At 36.1% G+C, this 20,268-nt stretch carries 16 protein-coding genes; 15 read left to right on the forward strand and 1 reads right to left on the reverse strand.

Translation table 11 applies throughout. The features are described from left to right. The first annotated feature begins 57 nt into the window (after positions 1–57). The 14 genes from lspA to MHI02_RS09670 all read left to right on the forward strand — a co-directional run bounded on the left by lspA (position 58) and on the right by MHI02_RS09670 (position 15,476). On the forward strand, positions 58–528 hold the full coding sequence (gene lspA / locus MHI02_RS09605) for a signal peptidase II (protein ID WP_047186349.1): 471 nt from the start codon (positions 58–60) through the stop codon (positions 526–528). Continuing rightward, entirely contained in the window at positions 525–1,436 is a 912-nt protein-coding gene (locus MHI02_RS09610) for an RluA family pseudouridine synthase (protein ID WP_047186348.1), read from the forward strand. Before lspA ends, MHI02_RS09610 begins: the two co-directional genes overlap by 4 nt. A gap of 197 nt (positions 1,437–1,633) precedes the next feature. Beyond that, positions 1,634–2,176, forward strand: a complete 543-nt coding sequence (pyrR, locus tag MHI02_RS09615; protein WP_047186417.1) for a bifunctional pyr operon transcriptional regulator/uracil phosphoribosyltransferase PyrR — start codon at positions 1,634–1,636, stop codon at positions 2,174–2,176. A gap of 566 nt (positions 2,177–2,742) precedes the next feature. Beyond that, positions 2,743–3,210, forward strand: coding sequence for an IS200/IS605 family transposase (gene tnpA, locus MHI02_RS09620; RefSeq protein WP_216884347.1), 468 nt, complete (start codon positions 2,743–2,745; stop codon positions 3,208–3,210). 167 nt (positions 3,211–3,377) lie between these two features. Next, positions 3,378–4,301 carry an aspartate carbamoyltransferase catalytic subunit gene (locus tag MHI02_RS09625; protein WP_047186416.1) on the forward strand — a complete coding sequence of 308 codons (924 nt, stop codon included), beginning with the start codon at positions 3,378–3,380 and terminating at the stop codon, positions 4,299–4,301. Beyond that, positions 4,255–5,547 (forward strand): dihydroorotase, encoded by a 1,293-nt coding sequence (locus MHI02_RS09630; RefSeq protein WP_216883638.1) that lies wholly within the window; start codon positions 4,255–4,257, stop codon positions 5,545–5,547. Before MHI02_RS09625 ends, MHI02_RS09630 begins: the two co-directional genes overlap by 47 nt. Then, the gene (locus tag MHI02_RS09635) at positions 5,540–6,640 is read left to right on the forward strand and encodes a carbamoyl phosphate synthase small subunit (protein ID WP_216883637.1); all 1,101 of its coding nucleotides are present in this window, start codon (positions 5,540–5,542) and stop codon (positions 6,638–6,640) included. The genes MHI02_RS09630 and MHI02_RS09635 overlap by 8 nt, the downstream gene beginning before the upstream one ends. Next, entirely contained in the window at positions 6,633–9,833 is a 3,201-nt protein-coding gene (carB, locus tag MHI02_RS09640; protein ID WP_341165860.1) for a carbamoyl-phosphate synthase large subunit, read from the forward strand. The genes MHI02_RS09635 and carB overlap by 8 nt, the downstream gene beginning before the upstream one ends. Continuing rightward, complete coding sequence (locus tag MHI02_RS09645; RefSeq protein ID WP_204797802.1) at positions 9,830–10,585, forward strand: dihydroorotate dehydrogenase electron transfer subunit; 756 nt, start codon at positions 9,830–9,832, stop codon at positions 10,583–10,585. Before carB ends, MHI02_RS09645 begins: the two co-directional genes overlap by 4 nt. Beyond that, entirely contained in the window at positions 10,582–11,499 is a 918-nt protein-coding gene (locus tag MHI02_RS09650) for a dihydroorotate dehydrogenase (protein WP_047186343.1), read from the forward strand. The genes MHI02_RS09645 and MHI02_RS09650 overlap by 4 nt, the downstream gene beginning before the upstream one ends. Continuing rightward, positions 11,492–12,193 (forward strand): orotidine-5'-phosphate decarboxylase, encoded by a 702-nt coding sequence (gene pyrF / locus MHI02_RS09655; protein ID WP_047186342.1) that lies wholly within the window; start codon positions 11,492–11,494, stop codon positions 12,191–12,193. The genes MHI02_RS09650 and pyrF overlap by 8 nt, the downstream gene beginning before the upstream one ends. Beyond that, positions 12,190–12,804, forward strand: a complete 615-nt coding sequence (gene pyrE, locus MHI02_RS09660) for an orotate phosphoribosyltransferase (RefSeq protein WP_047186341.1) — start codon at positions 12,190–12,192, stop codon at positions 12,802–12,804. The genes pyrF and pyrE overlap by 4 nt, the downstream gene beginning before the upstream one ends. Positions 12,805–12,966: 162 nt before the next feature. Next, complete coding sequence (locus MHI02_RS09665) at positions 12,967–14,376, forward strand: ISLre2 family transposase (protein ID WP_047184960.1); 1,410 nt, start codon at positions 12,967–12,969, stop codon at positions 14,374–14,376. Positions 14,377–14,615: 239 nt separating this feature from the next. Beyond that, positions 14,616–15,476, forward strand: a complete 861-nt coding sequence (locus MHI02_RS09670) for a LysR family transcriptional regulator (RefSeq protein WP_047185994.1) — start codon at positions 14,616–14,618, stop codon at positions 15,474–15,476. A gap of 78 nt (positions 15,477–15,554) precedes the next feature. Here the strand turns inward: MHI02_RS09670 and MHI02_RS09675 are convergent, their stop codons facing one another. Further along, complete coding sequence (locus tag MHI02_RS09675) at positions 15,555–17,258, reverse strand: Rqc2 family fibronectin-binding protein (RefSeq protein WP_047185995.1); 1,704 nt, start codon at positions 17,256–17,258, stop codon at positions 15,555–15,557. A 143-nt stretch (positions 17,259–17,401) separates the two neighbouring features. Here MHI02_RS09675 and MHI02_RS09680 point away from each other — a divergent pair, with 143 nt between their 5' ends. After that, the gene (locus MHI02_RS09680) at positions 17,402–20,065 is read left to right on the forward strand and encodes a calcium-translocating P-type ATPase, SERCA-type (RefSeq protein WP_047185996.1); all 2,664 of its coding nucleotides are present in this window, start codon (positions 17,402–17,404) and stop codon (positions 20,063–20,065) included. Positions 20,066–20,268: the final 203 nt, after the last annotated feature.

A 20,268-nucleotide genomic window follows, 5' to 3' on the forward strand; every position in this document is an offset into this window, starting at 1 on the left:
AAATGGATTAACATATAAGATGAAAAAGAACTTTGTATAGAATCGAGGGATGATGAGATGTATTGGTATTACATCATAGCTCTTTTCCTTATTGGAATGGATCAATTAACAAAATGGCTTATAGTTCGATCTATGGAAATCGGTGAAAGTATACCTATCATCGATGGCTTTTTTTACCTTACGTCACACCGAAACCAAGGTGCAGCCTGGGGTATCTTACAAGGGAAAATGTTGTTTTTCTATATTGTAACAGTAATTGTCATTATCGCTGTCGTATATTACATGAATAAATTTGCTAAAACTGATAAATGGTTAGGATTAGGGTTAAGCTTTATATTGGGTGGAGCACTTGGTAATTTTATTGATCGCATATTTCGAAAAGAAGTAGTAGACTTTTTTGATTTTTACATAATAAATTACAATTTTCCAATTTTCAATATTGCAGACTCGGCACTAACAATCGGTGTTATTTTTGTTATTATTGCTACGATTCTTGATGAAAGAAAGAAAGGAAGAACAAATAAATGAGTTCTTTTCGTCATATTATTACAGAAGAGCAAGCTAAAAAAAGAATAGATAAAGTTTTATCTGAACTTAACCTTGAAAATTCGCGTTCCCAAGTACAGTCCTGGATTCAAGATGGTTATGTAAAGGTGAACGGGATACAAGTAAAAGCAAATTATAAATGTCAACTTGATGATGAGCTTTCATGGGAAATCCCTGAAACAGAACCGTTAGAGTTAATACCAGAAGATATTCCTTTAGATATTATTTATGAAGATAGTGATTTGCTTGTAGTTAATAAACCAAAAGGAATGGTAGTCCATCCATCTGCTGGTCACCAAACAGGTACACTCGTTAATGCACTCCTTTATCATTGCCAAGATTTATCAGGTATTAATGGAGTAGAAAGACCAGGTATTGTTCATCGTATAGATAAGGATACAAGTGGTTTATTAGTAGTAGCTAAAAATGATCTATCCCATACTAATTTATCCGAACAAATGGCTTCAAAAACGATTAAACGTAAATATGAAGCAATCGTACATGGCCAAATCCCACATGAAACAGGTGTAATAGATGCACCGATTGGTCGAGATCCTAAAGATCGTCAGAAAATGGGGGTTGTTGATAAAGGAAAACCAGCTGTTACCCATTTCACAGTACTTCAAAGCTACCCAGACTATTCCCATATTGAATGTCAATTAGAAACCGGTAGAACACACCAAATACGGGTCCATATGAGATATATTGGTTTCCCGCTTGTAGGGGATCCAAAGTATGGTCCTAGAAAAACATTAGAAACAGATGGTCAAGTTCTTCATGCCAAAATTCTTGGGTTCCAACATCCAAGGAAGAATGAGTGGATGGAATTTGAAGTGGAGCCGCCAGAATCCTTTATAAAAGTATTACATTATATTGAAAAAATATATTGACATGTTAACTAAAGTTTGAAATAATAATAACAGTTAAATAAGACCTTTTAACAATAGTCCTGTGAGGCTAGAAAAGGAATCGTGAATCATAGACAAGTGTATTCATTATAAAATGGATAAGTCTATCGAAGTGAATCCTTTACCTCATGGTAAAAGGATTTTTTCGTTTCCTAGAGTACAAAAGGGAGTGAGTTATGTTGAAGAAAAAAGCAGATATTTTAGATGAAGCTGCGATGAATCGGGCTTTGACTCGGATGTCCCACGAAATACTAGAAAAGAATAAAGGTGGAGAAGAACTTATACTAGTAGGGATTAAAACAAGAGGAGTTCCAATTGCTAAGCGACTTCAAGATAAAATAAAACAAATTGAATCGATTGAAGTTCCAGTGGGCGAAATTGATATTACCTTATATCGAGATGACTTAGAAAAGGTTTCAACGAATTCCGATCCTGAAATTAAGTCAGCAACGATTGATGAAGATTTATCTGGAAAAAATGTAATCTTAATTGATGATGTTTTATACACGGGGAGAACTGTACGGGCTGCGATGGATGCAGTTATGGATATAGGAAGACCTGCTTTAATTCAGTTAGGGGTATTAGTAGACCGTGGACATCGAGAGTTACCAATCCGAGCTGATTATGTAGGAAAAAATATCCCAACATCAGAAAAAGAAATTATTGTTGTACAATTGAATGAAATCGATGGAGATGATCGAGTATCGATTTATGAAAAATAAAGAACAAAGGCGCAAGCGCCCGTTTAGTGACGTATAGACTGGACTGAGCCGTAGGAGATAAAGGAAACACGGAGAGCGTAAGCGAGTCGATGTTGACTTATCGTACGGAGGTGAAGGAAGTCTACTAGTCACTGGGCGCTGGAGCCGGACGTGGCTATTTCTGTATCTAAGTTATCCACAGCCACAAATTTTATAATTTCCTAGACAAGAACAAAGGCGCAAGCGCCGGACGTGGACTTTCTTAAAAAAAGAAATAACAAGCTGAATTTTATACTTTTTAATTCAATGAAATAAGTCAACTTTTAATTAAATCCAGAGAGATTTAAAAGGTTGTATGTAGTGGTGTGCTTTAAATATGATTTTTTGGCATGCTTACCTCTTTGCAACCTTTATGCAAAGAGGTTTTTTTATTATGACTTTAGTCCGTTGAGTACGCGGCAGCGTGCGAAACAGAAAACCACCTGCTATGCGGGTGGGTAACAAGTGGTTATACCAAACAAAAAACTCACTTTCTTCTATAATAGAGATTGTTCAAGCCTCTAAATATAGAAAGGAAAGTGAGTAAATTGGCCAATAAAGCAAATAGCTTGGCACACACAAAATGGTTGTGTAAATACCATATTGTGTTCACTCCAAAGTATAGACGAAAAATAATTTACAATCAATATCGAAGGAGCATAGGCGAGATACTTCGAACACTTTGTAAATATAAAGGGGTAGAAATAATCGAAGGACATCTTATGCCAGATCATGTTCACATGTTAGTGAGTATTCCACCAAAACTAGCAGTATCAAATTTTATGGGATATTTAAAAGGAAAAAGCGCTCTAATGATATTTGATAAGCATGCAAATTTAAAATATAAGTTTGGAAATAGACACTTTTGGGCTGAAGGATATTATGTAAGTACAGTTGGTTTGAATGAAGCTACCATTAGAAAATACATTCAAGAGCAAGAAAAACATGATATTGCACTTGATAAATTAAGTGTAAAAGAATATGAAGACCCTTTTAAGGGTGGCAAGAAATACTAACACTCCTTCAGGGGTTAGCAAAAGAGGCAACGACAATGAGGCTTGAATGCTATATGAAAGCCAGCGCCTTGAGACGCTGGTCGGTAGTATAGGCTTATAGCCGTTGTGCAAACCACCCGTTGGACGGGTGGTCATGATTGATTGGAAAACTTAAATGGGGTGGAATGATGAAAAACTTTATTTCCGTCAGTGATTTAAATGAGGAAGATATTTATAAACTTTTAATTAAAGCAGAGTATTATCGTGAAAATGATTTCTCGTTAGCGGAGCAACTATTTGTAGCGAATTTATTTTTTGAACCAAGTACAAGAACGAAAATGAGTTTTACGGTTGCTGAAAGAAAATTGGGTTTAGAAGTACTGGATTTTCACTCTGAATCTTCAAGTGTTCTAAAAGGTGAAACACTTTATGATACGGCAAAAACGTTTGAGTCGATAGGTGCCAACATGTTAGTAATAAGACATCAGTCAGATGATTGGTCAAAGGAATTAAAAAACCTTTCCATTCCAGTGATTAATGCCGGTGCAGGTAAAGCAGATCATCCGACACAATGCATGCTAGATCTACTTACCATATACCAAGAATATGGAACTCTTGATGGACTAAATATTGCTATCGTAGGCGACATCAAACATAGTCGAGTTGCTAGATCAAATGTTTGTGCTCTGCAAAAATTAGGAGCAGAAGTTTACCTTTGTGCAGCCCCTGGTTTTGAGGATGAGGAATTAGAAGTTCCTTATATCTCTCTTGATCAAGCAGTTGAAATTTGTGATGTCATTATGTTACTAAGAATTCAACATGAAAGACATCTCCATAAAGCTGAGACATCAAATTATTTAGATATGTATGGTTTAACCAAAGAGCGAGAACAAAGAATGAAGAAACATGCTATTATTATGCATCCAGCACCGGTTAATCGAGGTGTGGAAATAGATACCGACTTGGTAGAATGTTCTAGATCGCGTATATTTAAGCAAATGACTAACGGGGTATATGTAAGAATGGCTATTATGATGCATTTATTAGAAGAGTGGGGGACAATCAATGAAAATTATTTTAAAGAATACCAAACGTTTACTGCCATCAAATGAATTAGAGAACTGTGAAATTTTAATTGAAGATAACCAAATTAAAGAAATAAATTCTACAATATCAGAAGTAGCTGATCGTGAAATTGATGTTAAAGGGAATTTAGTATTACCAGGTTTTATCGATGTTCATATTCACTTAAGAGAACCAGGTGGAGAGCATAAAGAAACCATTCTAACTGGTACAAAAGCTGCAGCACGAGGTGGATTTACTACTGTTTGTTCAATGCCAAATACAAATCCAGTTCCAGATGATGTAGATACAGTTAATGCTCTTTTTGAAAAAATAAAACAAGATGCACAAGTTCGTGTACTACCTTATGCTGCAATTACAAAGAACTTAAAAGGGGAAGAGTTAGTAAAATTTGAAGAACTTGCTGAACTAGGTGTATTTGCCTTTACGGACGATGGTGTAGGAATTCAAACCGCGGATTTTATGTTACAAGCTATGAAACGTGCTAAAAAAGCAGGACGTGCCATTGTAGCCCATTGTGAAGATAATTCTATTGTGTATGGCGGAGTTGTTCATGATGGAAAAGTAAGTAAAGCTCTTAATCTTCCTGGAATTCCATCTTTAAGTGAATCCGTTCAAATAGCTCGAGATGTTTTATTAGCTGAAGCAACAGGTTGCCATTATCATGTCTGTCATGTAAGTACGAAAGAATCTGTACGGGTGATTCGTGATGCCAAAAGAGCTGGAATTAATGTAACAGCTGAAGTGTCACCACACCACCTTATTCTTAATGAAGAACATATTAAAGAGGATTCTGGAGATTTCAAAATGAACCCTCCACTACGCGCTAAAGAAGATCAACAAGCATTACTAGAAGGGTTGCTAGATGGGACGATTGATTTCATTGCAACAGATCATGCCCCACACTCAGCTGAAGAAAAAGCACAAGGCATGTTAAAGGCTCCATTTGGAATTGTAGGGTTGGAAACAGCATTCCCACTACTATACACCAATCTCGTTCTAACAAATAAAGTTACTCTTAATCAATTAGTAGATTGGATGACCATTAAACCTGCTGAAGTGTTTGGCTTACCATACGGAAGATTAGAAGAAAATGCTATTGCAGACATCACTGTAGTTAACTTAGAAAAAAATAGTGTAATCGATAAAAACACATTCTATTCAAAAGGAAAGAACACACCATTTCATAATTGGGAAGTAAAGGCACAACCAATTTTAACCATGGTTGATGGAGAAGTTCGTTATATCGATGAGGAGGAGATACAACATGGCTAAACGACAATTAGTATTAGAAGACGGCTCATTCTTTATAGGAGATGGTTTTGGTAGTGAATGTACACAATCAGGAGAAATTGTGTTCAATACTGGTATGACCGGATATCAAGAGGTAATTACCGACCCATCCTACTGTGGGCAAATTGTTACCATGACATATCCACTTGTAGGAAACTATGGTATTAATAGAGACGACTTTGAAACAATCACTCCATTCATTCATGGATTAGTTGTAAAGGAAGTAAGTACATACCCATCCAATTTCAGAAATGAAGAAAGCTTAGATCATTTCTTAAAGGCCAACAACATACCTGGAATTACTGGGGTGGATACTCGCAAACTAACTAAAATTATTCGCAAGTATGGTACGATGAAGGCCAAAATTTCTGATATGGGTAAGTCGATAGAAGAAATTGTTAACGAACTTAAAGACACAAGTTTTCCTACTGACCAGGTAAAACAAACTTCTACTATAAAACCTTATGTTGTTCCTGGACGTGGCATGAGAGTTGTCATGGTTGATTTTGGTGCAAAACACGGTATTCTAAGAGAATTAACGAAACGAGATTGCCATATTACAGTTGTTCCTTATAACTATAGTGCGGAAAACATCTTAAGATTAAAACCGGACGGAATTATGTTGACAAATGGTCCTGGAAATCCAAAAGATGTTCCAGAAGCTATTGAAATGATTAAACAAGTTATTGGGAAGATACCAATTTTTGGAATATGTTTAGGTCACCAACTGTTAGCACTTGCCAATGGTGCTGATACAGAAAAACTTAAATTTGGTCATCGTGGGGCAAATCATCCGGTTAAAGATATACTTAGAAATAGAACATACTTAACATCACAAAATCACAGTTATGCGGTGAGAGCAGCCTCTCTAGAAGGTACTGGCCTAGAATTAACACAAATAGCGTTAAATGATAATACGGTTGAAGGGATTAAGCATAGTCTATATCCAGCATTTTCTGTTCAATATCATCCAGAAGCTTCACCAGGACCAGAAGATACAAACTACTTATTTGATGAGTTTTTAAACATGATGCAAGAGAATCACAAGAAGAAAGAGGTTGAAGCATATGCCTAAAAATACCGCAATTGAAAAAATCCTAGTTATTGGATCAGGACCGATTGTCATTGGTCAGGCAGCGGAATTTGATTACTCTGGAACACAAGCTTGCCAGTCTTTGAAAGAAGAGGGTTACACAGTAATTTTAGCGAATTCCAATCCGGCAACCATCATGACAGATAATACCGTTGCGGATAAAGTATACATGGAACCTTTAACGGTTGAATTTTTGACAAAAATTATCCGTAAAGAAAAACCAGATGCTTTGCTTCCAACTTTAGGAGGGCAAACAGGTTTAAACCTTGCGAGTTCCCTGGAAGAATCAGGGGTTCTCGATAAATATCATGTGACACTCTTAGGTACTTCACTCGAAGCAATTCAGAAAGCTGAAGATCGTGAACAGTTTAGAAATTTAATGTACGAATTAAATGAGCCAGTACCTGAAAGTAGTATCGTTCATACGGTTGAAGAAGCATTAGATTTTGCAAGTGAGATAGGCTTTCCATTAATCGTTCGTCCTGCTTATACCCTTGGTGGTACTGGTGGCGGTATGTGCTACAACGAAGATGAATTAAAAGAAATTACAAGAAATGGTCTATCCTTATCGCCAGTTAATCAGTGTTTAATAGAGAGAAACATAGCTGGTTACAAAGAAATTGAATATGAAGTGATGCGGGATAAAAATGATCAGGCAATTGTGGTTTGTAATATGGAAAATGTTGATCCAGTAGGTATTCATACAGGAGATTCCATAGTTGTTGCACCATCACAGACTTTAAGCGATCGTGAATATCATCTACTTCGAAATGCGTCTCTTAAGATAATCCGTGCATTAGAAATTGAGGGTGGATGTAATGTTCAATTAGCGCTAGATCCAAATAGCTTTAATTACTATATTATTGAAGTGAACCCTAGAGTAAGTAGATCTTCTGCACTAGCATCAAAGGCTACAGGTTATCCAATCGCGAAAGTAGCGGCGAAGATTGCAGTTGGTTATACACTAGATGAAATAATCAACCCGATTACAGGTACAACATATGCAATGTTTGAACCAGCCTTAGATTATGTGGTTTCTAAATTACCTCGTTTCCCATTCGATAAATTTAACACTGGTGATCGAAAACTAGGTACCCAAATGAAGGCAACTGGGGAAGTTATGGGGATTGGTCGTAATTTTGAAGAATCTTTATTAAAAGGAATTCGTTCATTAGAAAGTGGTACAGAGGAACTTTGGTTAAGAAGTTTAGTTAATGAAGAAAATGATGTTCTGGTGAAACGTCTTAAAAAAGCAGATGATGAAAGAATATTTGTCATTGCTGAAGCCTTCCGTCGTGGAATGACTGTTGATGAACTCTTTAACCTTACGAAGGTTGATCGCTTTTTCTTAGAAAAACTTAAAAATCTAGTTGAATTCGAAATGGAAATAAGGGAGAATCGATTCTCTAAAGAAATTGTTCAAAAGGCAAAAGAACTTGGCGTAGCTGATGCACAAATCGCAAGACTATGGGATGTTTCCCTTGATGAAGTATACGAATTTAGAGTAAAAGAACAAGTGACACCGGTCTATAAAATGGTAGATACATGTGCAGCGGAATTCGAATCTGAAACACCGTACTTCTATAGTACCTATGAAGAGGAAAATGAATCTATCGTATCCGATAGAAAGAAGATTCTTGTGTTAGGTTCTGGACCGATCCGTATCGGACAAGGTATAGAATTCGACTACGCTACGGTTCACTCCGTACTAGCAATTAAAGAAATGGGTTATGAGGCAATTATTATGAACAATAATCCAGAAACAGTTTCAACAGACTTTAGTGTTTCAGATAAGTTGTATTTCGAACCATTAACATTAGAAGATGTTATGCATGTTGTGAACTTAGAAAAACCTGAAGGAGTTATTGTTCAGTTTGGTGGACAAACTGCGATTAACCTTGCAGCTGGACTTAAAAGAAGAGGCGTTCAACTACTAGGAACTTCACTTGAATCCATTGATTGTGCAGAAGACCGTGATAAATTTGAGGAACTTCTTGATGATCTTAACTTACTTCGTCCAACAGGTAAAGCTGTTCGTAAACTTGATCAAGTTATTGACGTAGCAAATGAAATTGGCTATCCTGTATTAGTTCGTCCATCATATGTAATTGGTGGAAGTAAGATGGAAATTGTTTATAGTGATGAAGAACTTCAAAACTATTTACAAAAATCTGATAAGGTCGACCCAGAACATCCTATCTTAATTGATAAATATTTAACAGGTATTGAAGTAGAGGTAGATGCTATCAGTGATGGCGAGACTACGATCATTCCGGGTATTATGGAACATATTGAACGTGCTGGCGTTCACTCTGGTGACTCGATGGCAGTCTATCCACCACAAAGACTTAGCCAAACCGTAAAAGAAAAATGTTTAGCAGCGGCGAAATTAATTTCGGAAGCTCTAGCGGTAAAAGGACTTATCAATATTCAGTTTATCATTCGCGGTGAAGATGTTTATATTCTTGAAGTTAACCCTAGAGCAAGTAGAACTATTCCTTTCTTAAGTAAAATAACTGGCGTAACCATGGCAAATATTGCTACTAAATGTATATTAGGAACTAAGTTAGTAGATTTAGGATTTGAGACTGGCATTCTACCGGAACAAGATCTTGTTTCAGTAAAGATTCCTGTCTTCTCATTTGAAAAACTACGTAGTGTCGATACCATCTTAGGGCCTGAAATGAAATCTACTGGTGAAGCGATTGGGTATGATAAGACATTGGAAAAAGCATTATATAAAGGTTTAATCGCTTCCGGAATTAAGGTACCACAAGAAGGTGGAGTGCTTTTAACCGTTGCCGATAAAGATAAGGAAGAAGTTCGAGAAATTGCTGAACGATTTAATCAGCTTGGATTCCAGCTTTATGCAACGAAAGGAACAGCAGGGTATTTAGGGCAATTTGGTATACCAGTGACGAAGGTTGAAAAGGTTGGTTCTAATCAGCCGAATGTTCTATCTACCATCGAAAGTGGACATGTACAATTTGTTATTAATACGTTAAACTCTGGTAAAAAAACACGTTCCGATGGATTCTTAATCCGTAGACAATCAGTGGAACACGGTATTCCATGCTTAACTAATTTAGACACGGCAAATGCCATTTTAAACGTGATTGATTCGACAACTTTTAGTGCTAAACCAATGACTGGTAAAGAGGCAGTGATACTATGATTAGCAAGCAACGTATGAAAATTGTTTCCACTAATCAAATTGCAAAAGACACGATAGAAATGGTTTTAAAGAATAGCTACATTAGTGAGAATGCCATTCCTGGACAATTTATTCATATTTTGGTAGAAGGTCATACACTTCGTAGACCAATATCGATAGCCGATGTAGATAAGGATAACGAAACGGTAACCATTCTTTTTAAAAAGTTAGGATCTGGAACAGAAAAATTGTCCGAGTCGAAAGCTGGAGACTTTTTAAATGTTCTAGGCCCGAGTGGCAATGGATTTGAAACCAGTACAGAGGGAATTCATACAGTGCTATTAATAGGTGGAGGGATTGGAGTCCCTCCTATGTATTACTTAGGAAAGTCCCTAGCTAAACAAAATATTCATGTCATTTCTGTTCTTGGTTTTCAATCGAAAGAACATGTATTTTATGAAGAGAAATTTCAACAATTTTCTCAAACCTATGTCGTAACAAATGATGGTTCTTACGGTGATAAAGGATTTGTTACAACGGTCATTCCCCAAGTTGAACAATTTGATCGTTACTACTCTTGTGGACCACTTCCTATGTTAAAAGCAATAACCAATGAACTCTCAGAAAAGGAAGGATTCATTTCATTAGAAGAACGTATGGGATGTGGAGTTGGAGCATGTTTTGCTTGTGTGGTACCTACTAATACTGAAAAAGGCTATAAAAAAATCTGTAGTGATGGTCCTGTATTTGCAGCCAGGGAGGTTATATTATGAGTCTATTACAAGTGAACTTACCTGGACTTCATTTGAAGAACCCTATCATGCCAGCGTCAGGCTGCTTTGGTTTCGGTAGAGAATATAGTCAGTTTTATGATTTAAGTAAATTAGGTGCTGTTATTATGAAGGCAGCTACAGGGAGTGAGAGATTTGGTAATCCTACTCCACGTGTTGCTGAAACAGCATCAGGGATGCTTAATGCAATCGGGCTTCAGAACCCCGGAGTAGAGAAAATTATTGAAAATGAAGTAACATTTCTCTCTCAATATGATACGAGTATCATTGCAAATGTAGCTGGAAGTACGATAGAGGAATACGAATATGTTGCCAGAACATTTAACAATACTAAGGCTGTTCATGCACTTGAATTAAATATTTCTTGCCCAAACGTTAAAGAAGGCGGTATCCAATTTGGAACAGATCCCAAGATGGCAGCCAAAGTAACAGAAATCGTTAAGAAAGCTAGTAATCTTCCTGTATACGTTAAATTATCGCCAAATGTAACGGACATTGTTGCGATGGCAAAAGCAGTAGAAAGTGCCGGAGCGGATGGGTTATCTATGATTAACACATTAACTGGTATGCAAATTAATCTTGCCTCTAAAAGACCGATAATTGCTAATAAAACAGGTGGATTATCTGGCGCTGCCATTAAACCTATCGCTATTCGAATGATTTATGAGGTAAAACAGCATGTCCATATTCCAATCATTGGGATGGGTGGTATAAGTAGTGCAGAAGATGTTTTAGAATTTTTATTAGCGGGGGCGAGTGCTGTTGCTGTCGGAACTGCTAATTTTTCTAATCCTCTCATTTGCTCAGATATCATTGATGAATTACCTACAACATTAGAACGATACGGTTTTGACGCTGTAGAGGATGCAATTGGAAAGGCGGTTATGAATGAGTAATCAATTAATTTATATTGCACTAGACTTTGAAAACTGGAATGAAACGGAGAAATTTCTAGTAAATAATGATCTAACAGGTGTTCCGGTTAAAGTAGGAATGGAATTATTCTACCGCGAAGGCCCAGCTGTTATAGAAAAACTAAAAGAAAATAACCATCCCATTTTTCTAGATTTAAAATTACACGATATACCGACTACTGTGAAGAAAGCGATGCACAACTTAGGGAAATTAGGTGTAGACATCGTCAATGTTCATGCATTAGGTGGAAGTGATATGATAAAAGCTGCGAAAGAAGGTCTTTTAAGTAGTAATACAGAAACTAAATTAATTGCAGTTACCATTTTAACTTCCATGGATAAACAAGTATTGAACAATGATCTTCTTATTCCTGGAGATGTATTAAGTAATGCGATGCATTTTGCAAGCTTGGCTAAACAAAGTGGAGCGGATGGAGTTGTATGTTCGGTTCATGAAGCAAACGACATCAAAAAACAATGCGGGAATGACTTCTTGACAGTGACACCAGGGATTCGTTTAGAAAATACAGATGTGAATGACCAGAAGCGAGTAGCTACTCCTTCCTATGCGAAGGAAAATGGAGCTGATATATTAGTCATCGGAAGAAGTATTACCAAAGCCCGGAACCCCCGTGTTGCGTACGAAACAGCATTAAAGGAGTGTGGATTAACATGACATTAAGTCAAGACCTAGCGCGTGATTTATTAGAAATGAAAGCAGTACAAATTAATCCGAATGAATATTTTACTTGGACTTCAGGTATTAAGTCACCAATTTATTGTGACAACAGATTAACGATGTCTTATCCAACCATACGCAGAAAAATTGTAGAAGCATTTGTTCAAAAAATAAAAGAAATGGATGAACAACCCGAAGTTATTGCTGGTTGTGCTACGGCAGGTATTCCACACGCGGCTTGGCTAGCTGAAAGACTTGATCTTCCAATGGTATATGTACGCTCTAAGCCAAAAGGCCATGGGAAAGGTAATCAAATCGAAGGAGAAATTAAAGAAGGACAAAAAGTATTGGTCATTGAAGATCTAATATCAACAGGTGGTTCTTCCATTGAATCAGCTAAGGCCCTTGAAAAAGAAGGGGCTAAGATTTTAGATGTATTTGCCATTTTTTCCTATGGTTTGAAAAAAGCAACACAACAATTTGAAGCTGCAAACCTTTCTTTTTCAACGATTACTAATTTTGACGAATTAATTGACGCGTTAGTTGAAGATGATAAACTAAATAATCAACAAAAGAAAGAATTACTAGAGTGGCGTGATAATCTATAATAATCAGCGTTCATGGGACATTGTCACATGAGCGTTTTTTTATTGCGATACTATGTGTAAAATAGTTCTCGGGGATTTGAAACAAAATTCTAGAAAAAAAAGAAAAGGCGCTCTATCATAAATGTATGCTTCCCGGCAAATACATTAGAAAGAGGCCTTTTCATGAATACAATTATATCAAAAATTAGCGAATTATTAAAGGATACAAATGACTTAATTGAGTTTGAAGAACAAATTCAAATTAGTATATATGATCTACTTACTACACTAATGGGGAGCGTATTTACACAACTTAATCAAACGATTAAAAGAAGAATGCAAAGTAAAGGTTGGACGGTTGAACGAGAAGATGAAAAAACGATTCAGTTTATTTTTGGGGCGGTTCGCTTTACTCATACCTTGATGCGCGATGTGAATGGAAAGGCGCATTATCCTTTTGATGAATGGATTGGATTTAGAAAATATCAACGACATAGTCCTTTAGTTGAAGTAAAAGTGGCAGAGTTGGCTAGTGAGAGTACGTACCGAGAAACGGCACGCATATTAGGTGAATGGACCGCAGTAACTCTTAGTCATACAACTGTGGGAAGTATTGTGAAACGTGTTGGGAAGGCACAAGCGCGAGCTGATGAAGAAATGTTAGCGGAATTAGAGGAAGCTGCTTATTTACCAAAGGGAGATGAGTTGGATTTTTTATTTGCCGAGGCAGATGGTGTATTTGTGCGTGGAACAAAGAAAAAGACAAGTCATGAAGTCCATCATGCGATCATTCATGAAGGTTGGAGTAAAAATGGGAAGCGTATTTCCCTAAAGAATCCACAGGTCATCATGACAACCAAACCAACGAATGATTTTTGGAAAGAAGTCCAGGCGTATACAGCTAATCATTATTCCTTAGAAAACACTCAAGTTGTCACCAATAGTGATGGTGGTCCCGGTTATACGGCAGAACGTTTTCAAGAGGCTTTCTCACAGTCTAGTTATCCTGTTTTAAATCAATTGGATTCCTTTCACATTTCTAAAGCACTGAATCGAACTTTTGGAGTTAAAAAGAGCGAGTTTAAAGAAGGTGTACAAAAGGCAATCAAAGAACACGAACTGGATGATTTCATACGTTGGATGGATACATTGGAGAGCACTTTAGAAACGGATAAGCAGTTAGAAAAGGCCGAGGATTTTCGTAGATATATTGGCGGTAATTGGGATCGAATTTTTGATTGGAGAGAAAAAGTTGAGAATCCACCAAAAGAGGCAAGGGGCATGGGTGCAATGGAATCCAACCAACGACATATTTCATTCCGAATGAAAAAGCGTGGAATGCATTGGAGTTTAGAAGGTAGTGAGGCAATGGTGAAGATCAAACAAGGGATTCTAAATAAAACATTACGATCCGTCTATTTGAGAGACCAAAGGCGAAGTGTAAGAAAACAACGAGACGTGAAAAAAGTGGTTCGTATGACTGAATTTCTACGCCAGGAAACCCAGCCGTCAATTGGAGCAAAACAAGGTAAAATAAGCCTAAATACAGCTCATTCATCAGCTATTGGACAGTTAATAAAAAGTTTTAGATAACACCCTGATTTTTAGGTAAGGTTCTTGGTTTTTAGAACGTTACCTAAAAATTGGGGACAGCAAGCGACAAGGGTCGCGCGGTAGCCGAAAAAGTGTACAAAAATAGAGTGCCGGAAATATTGGTGTGGAAGACACACCGAGAAAAACTTGACGCATACTATTGCGATATTGAAATTGGATTAAGTGAAACATATCCCATATAATTAGTTCTAAATAATACGATTAAAGGATAGACTGCTATGAAAATAGAAGATTATGAATTACTGTTAAAGTTGAATGAAATTGGAACGATTAGAGGTACAGCTAAAGTAATATTAGTTTCACAACCAGCTGTAACGCAAAGGCTTAAATATATGGAAGATTATTTTGGAGAACAAATATTCATTCGTACATCTAAAGAATTGTTACCTACACCAAGTGGTGAGATTATATTAAATTATGCGAAAGAGATTGTTGACAATGAAAAAAAATTAAAAAATGAATTAGCCAAATCCAGTCATGATGTCCAAGGAACATTATCCATTGCTTGCTCTTCCCTTATAAGTCAACGTTTTTTACCGGCTATTTTAGGAGAATACATAACAAAGTATCCAAAAGTAACGATTGATCTAGTCACAGGGATTAGTGAAGACATTATGCGAAACTTTAAAAAATACCATGTAAGCATTATTCGAGGTGAAAAGTTAAAAAATAGTACTTGTATTCATTTGTTTTCTGACCCACTTTATATTTTTGATACGGAAGAATTCCCGAAAGACAAATTAAAGGAACGCCCGTTAATCTCATTTAATAGTGATGATAGTATGCATGATCAAGTGGATAATTGGTTATATTTTCATCAAGATAAAATTAAGCCATTGAAAATGATGACAGTGGATCAAATTGAAACGTGTAAACAGTTTATGAAACAAGGTATTGGAATGGCCGTATTACCAGAGAGTGTTTCGGATTCAATGAAAGATGAGTATCCGCATGTCCCATTGGAAGTAGACGGGAAGCCGGTTACACGTGATACATGGATCTGTTTTCAAGAAGGGGTAAGGAAATTACCACAAGTGGATCGTTTTATTACTGCCTTAACGTCTACAAATTTTTTGTAGATCGGGAAGTGTAAAACTTTCTTCTTGCCATAGCATTCTAATAAATAAGCAAGCATTCTTTATTAGAATGCTTGCTTATCAAGCTCTTAACCCATTAACAATATCCTTCGATGGTGTTACGAATAACGTTTTCTGATTTTCATATATAACAAAGCCTGGTTTGGCTCCGTTTGGTTTTTTAACATGTCTTACCTTCGTATAATCTACAGGGACGGTAGAGGAATTCTGAGATTTACTGAAAAATGCTGCAATGACGGCTGCTTCTTCCAACGTTTTTTGACTAGGTTCAGATGAACGAATAATCACATGGGAACCAGGGATGTCTTTCGTGTGAAGCCAAATCTCATCGCGTCGTGCTAGTCTTATTGTTAAGTATTCATTCTGTTTATTATTTTTCCCTACAAGGATTTCCGTACCGTCGGAAGATATATATTTTTCAGGAACTGGTTTAGACGGCTTGTTTTTCTTCTTATCTTTCTTTTGTTTCTTTAAATAACCTTCTTCTCTTAATTCCTCTCGTATCTCTTCAATATCTTCTACACCTGCAACATCCATCTGCTGAAGTAATTGATCGAAGTAAGAAATTTCCTCTTTCGTTTTTTCAATTTCTTTTTCTACAACATGTTTAGATGTTTTTAATTTATGATAGGTCTTGAAGTAATTCTGCGCATTTTCACTAGGTGTTTTATTAGGATTTAGGGGAATTATCCGTTCCTTTTGTTCAGGATCATAATAATCTAAAACTTTTACTTCTTTATCCCCTTTAGAAATAAGATGCATGTGGGCTGTAAGTAATTCTCCTAGTCGTTGATACTCTTCAGCATTCTCTGCTTTTTTAATGGTCTTTTCATGCTTCTTTAATTTTCTCTCATTTTTGTTTTTTTCATTATGGATAAATCGATATAAATCCTTTGCTTGTTGTTTTACTCGGTCTCGCTCTGCTTTACCGGAGTAAAAGGCATCGAGCATTTTGTTTACATCTTTAAAATACTCTACATCTCCCGAAAATGACGAGATAGGGATAACGTGAAAGTCTTCTTTATTGTTTCGATAAATGGCAGGTACATATTTGTTCTCAATTAATTGTTCTTTGATCTCGTTAAATTTATCCGTATAAACTGAAGTGGAACCAAAGCCAATTCGGTGTAGTAGCTCTTTAGCTATAAAAGGTGAAAACCCTTCTAGTGTTTGAACAAATTGCATATCCATTTTTCCAGCATTAAAATCTAAACGTTTTATGAAATCTTCACTACTAATCTCTAATGGATTCATTTTATTTTGATCAGGAGGTAATATATATTTTTGTCCTGGCAAAATGATTCGGTGTCTATTTTGTGAGATAGGGATATGTTTCAAACTATCCAAGATATGTCCTTTTTCTTTATCGACAAGCATCACATTACTATGCTTACCCATTAGCTCAAAGATGAGTAATTTTTGACTAATATCGCCAATTTCATTTTTAGATTGTATGGTAAACGTTATAATTCTTTCCATACCTTTTTGTTCTATTGCTTCAATGATTGCTCCCGATAAATATTTCCTTAATATCATACAAAACATGGGTGCTTCTTTAGGATTTTTGTAAATATCTTCCGTAATATGAAAGCGAGCATAAGTAGGGTGAATGGATAATAATAATGAATGATTTTTACCCTTACTACGAACGGTGAAAACAAGTTCGGTTGGAGTTGGTTGATATATTTTCGTAATCCTTCCAGGAATAAGATCCTTTTTAAGTTCCTCTGTTACAGCTCTAGTGACAATACCATCAAATGGCATTTCATTCACCTCCCTCAGCAATTATAGCATTTTTTGGGACAAGTATGCATAGATATCAAATAGAGGTTGTTCGAACACACATTGATAGAACTATGAACAAATGGATGAATTTCATGTACTATAATGATCGCGGAGGAATGAGGATGAAGTGGTATCAATTAGATGTAGAAAAGGTAGAACAGAAGTTACATGTTTTATCAAGTAAAGGATTAAACAAAAAACAAGTTGAGGAACGTCGGAAACAATATGGTGAGAACGAGCTTAAATCACAAAAACATACACCAAGATGGCTTATTTTCTTAAAGCAGTTTCAAGATTTTATGGTCATTGTATTGCTTGCGGCGACATTGATCGCTGGTTTACTTGGTGAATACGTCGATGCTATTGCGATTATGATCATTGTATTAGTAAATGGGCTAATAGGCTATTTCCAAGAGCAAAAAGCAGAAAAATCATTGGAAAAACTCAAGGAATTATCTGCACCAATGGCAAATGTTCTAAGGGAAGGAAAATGGGAGAAGATTCCTTCAAGAGAGGTAGTAGTTGGAGATATTGTTCGAATGAATAGTGGGGATCGGGTTCCTGCAGATGTACGAATTACGAAGTCAAATAGCATGGAAACAGAAGAATCTGCTCTTACTGGGGAATCACTCCCAGTTGTTAAGCATGCCACAGCCATTCGGAAAGACCACTTAGACGCTCAAGACCAAACAAATATGGGATTCATGGGAACGCTTGTAACTAGAGGGTCGGGAATCGGTGTTGTTGTTGGTACAGGTATGAACACCGTTATGGGTCAAATTGCTTCATTAATGGCCAATACGAAGAAAACCCCAACCCCATTAGAAAGAAGACTAGCGGAATTAGGTAAAATACTCATAGTGGTAGCACTATTGTTAACCGCATTAGTTGTTGTATTAGGGGTTCTTGAAGGAAAACCAACATATGATATGTTCTTAGCCGGTGTATCCCTTGCAGTTGCAGCTATCCCAGAAGGTTTACCTGCAATTGTGACGGTTGCTCTGTCATTAGGTGTACAAAGAATGATTAGAAAAAAAGCTATCGTAAGAAAATTATCTGCTGTAGAGACTCTAGGTACAGCCTCCGTTATATGTTCTGATAAAACAGGAACGATGACAGAGAACCAAATGACTGTAAAAGAATTATTCTTAAATGGGAAACATATATATGTAAGTGGTGACGGTTATGATATCCATGGAGATTTCTTTTTAAATAATAAAAAGGTAGAAAATGATTATCCGAATTTAAGAAAAATGCTATTATATGGAACACTGTGTAATAATTCTTCTTTAATGGTTAAAAAGGGGAAATATTTTATAGATGGTGATCCTACAGACGGAGCATTATTAGTTGCTGCTAGAAAAATAGGGTTAAAACCAATTGATGAGGAAAAATTTAAAATTATAAAGGAAATTCCCTTTGATTCCGATAGAAAAAGAATGAGTGTCATTGTGGAAGATGAGAATGGAAAGCGATTATTAATTACAAAAGGTGCACCAGATGTATTGCTACCTCGAACTTCTTTTCAATTAAAAGATAAAAATAGAGAAGTTCTAAAAAAAGAAGATAAAGTGAAAATTGAAATGGCCATTAAAGATATGGCGAATAACGCATTAAGAACAATAGCTATTGGTATCCGACCCTTAACCACAAAAGATACACTAGATGATGCGTTTTTAGAAAAGGAATTAACATTTATTGGTCTTTATGGAATGATTGATCCACCAAGAAAAGAAGTGAAAGCTGCGATTGAAGAATGTAGACAAGCCGGAATTAAGACAGTTATGATTACTGGAGATCATGTAAATACAGCAAGTGCTATTGCTAGAAATTTAAATTTGTTACCAGAAAATGGACTAGTTTTAGAAGGGCATCAATTAAATCAAATGTCTGTAGAAGAATTAGAAGATATTATCGATGATACGTATGTATTTGCTAGAGTAACCCCTGAGCATAAATTAAAAATTGTTAAAGCCTTTCAAGAGAAAGGTCATATTGTAGCTATGACTGGTGATGGCGTAAATGACGCACCAGCAATTAAAGCTAGTGATATTGGCATTAGTATGGGGATCAATGGTACGGATGTAACAAAAGAAGCATCCTCCCTTGTTTTAATGGATGACAACTTTGCTACTATTAAATCAGCCATTAAAGAAGGTAGAAATATTTATGAAAACATAAGGAAGTTTATCCGTTATTTATTAGCTTCCAACGTCGGGGAAATATTAGTGATGTTATTTGCTATGTTACTCGCATTACCACTACCTTTAGTACCGGTGCAAATTTTATGGGTGAATTTAGTGACAGATGGACTTCCGGCGATGGCGCTTGGACTAGATAAAGCGGAAGAAAATGCAATGAAACAACCGCCACGAAATCCAAAAGAAGGAGTTTTTTCAAGGGGATTAGGTTTCAAAATAATTAGCCGAGGGATATTAATTGGTTTGGTTACATTGATAGCCTTTATGGTTACGTATCAAAATACTCCTGAAAATCTGGTATACGCACAAACCGTTGCATTTACAACTTTAGTTATGGCACAATTAATCCATGTATTTGATTGTAGAGCGGAGAATTCTATTTTTGATAGGAATCCCTTTGGTAATATATACCTTGTTGTGGCGGTACTATCATCTATTTTACTACTATTAGTTGTTATTTATTGGGAACCATTACAACCTATTTTCCACACTACAAGCTTACCGTTAAAAGATTGGTTATTAATCGGTGCACTTAGTGCAATACCGACTGTGTTATTTGCTTTCAAAAGATCAAATAAAGAATAAAAGAAGGGTTCGAGAAATCTATTATTTTCTCGAACCTTTTCTATTGAATACAAATATCCTGTTTTCATATTTATTCTGCATTATGCTATAATAATTGAGAGTGAAATAATTTAAAAATGTACGATACATATTTTATTTATTTTTTTATTAACTATTGTATAATAAATTATCACGTTTTGACTGGCTGGGTATCTACATAGAAG

Origin of the sequence: Oceanobacillus sp. FSL K6-0118 (assembly GCF_038006665.1) — a bacterium.
Classification (GTDB): Bacteria; Bacillota; Bacilli; order Bacillales; family Amphibacillaceae; genus Oceanobacillus; species Oceanobacillus caeni.

What these genes read in the sequence shown, in the direction of transcription:
- lspA (WP_047186349.1), top strand. Translation starts at nt 58, where the DNA reads ATGTATTGGTATTACATCATAGCTCTTTTCCTTATTGGAATGGATCAA.
- MHI02_RS09610 (WP_047186348.1), top strand. Translation starts at nt 525, where the DNA reads ATGAGTTCTTTTCGTCATATTATTACAGAAGAGCAAGCTAAAAAAAGA.
- MHI02_RS09625 (WP_047186416.1), top strand. Translation starts at nt 3,378, where the DNA reads ATGAAAAACTTTATTTCCGTCAGTGATTTAAATGAGGAAGATATTTAT.
- MHI02_RS09630 (WP_216883638.1), top strand. Translation starts at nt 4,255, where the DNA reads ATGAAAATTATTTTAAAGAATACCAAACGTTTACTGCCATCAAATGAA.
- MHI02_RS09635 (WP_216883637.1), top strand. Translation starts at nt 5,540, where the DNA reads ATGGCTAAACGACAATTAGTATTAGAAGACGGCTCATTCTTTATAGGA.
- carB (WP_341165860.1), top strand. Translation starts at nt 6,633, where the DNA reads ATGCCTAAAAATACCGCAATTGAAAAAATCCTAGTTATTGGATCAGGA.
- MHI02_RS09645 (WP_204797802.1), top strand. Translation starts at nt 9,830, where the DNA reads ATGATTAGCAAGCAACGTATGAAAATTGTTTCCACTAATCAAATTGCA.
- MHI02_RS09650 (WP_047186343.1), top strand. Translation starts at nt 10,582, where the DNA reads ATGAGTCTATTACAAGTGAACTTACCTGGACTTCATTTGAAGAACCCT.
- pyrF (WP_047186342.1), top strand. Translation starts at nt 11,492, where the DNA reads ATGAGTAATCAATTAATTTATATTGCACTAGACTTTGAAAACTGGAAT.
- pyrE (WP_047186341.1), top strand. Translation starts at nt 12,190, where the DNA reads ATGACATTAAGTCAAGACCTAGCGCGTGATTTATTAGAAATGAAAGCA.
- MHI02_RS09665 (WP_047184960.1), top strand. Translation starts at nt 12,967, where the DNA reads ATGAATACAATTATATCAAAAATTAGCGAATTATTAAAGGATACAAAT.
- MHI02_RS09670 (WP_047185994.1), top strand. Translation starts at nt 14,616, where the DNA reads ATGAAAATAGAAGATTATGAATTACTGTTAAAGTTGAATGAAATTGGA.
- MHI02_RS09675 (WP_047185995.1), bottom strand. Translation starts at nt 17,258, where the DNA reads ATGCCATTTGATGGTATTGTCACTAGAGCTGTAACAGAGGAACTTAAA.
- MHI02_RS09680 (WP_047185996.1), top strand. Translation starts at nt 17,402, where the DNA reads ATGAAGTGGTATCAATTAGATGTAGAAAAGGTAGAACAGAAGTTACAT.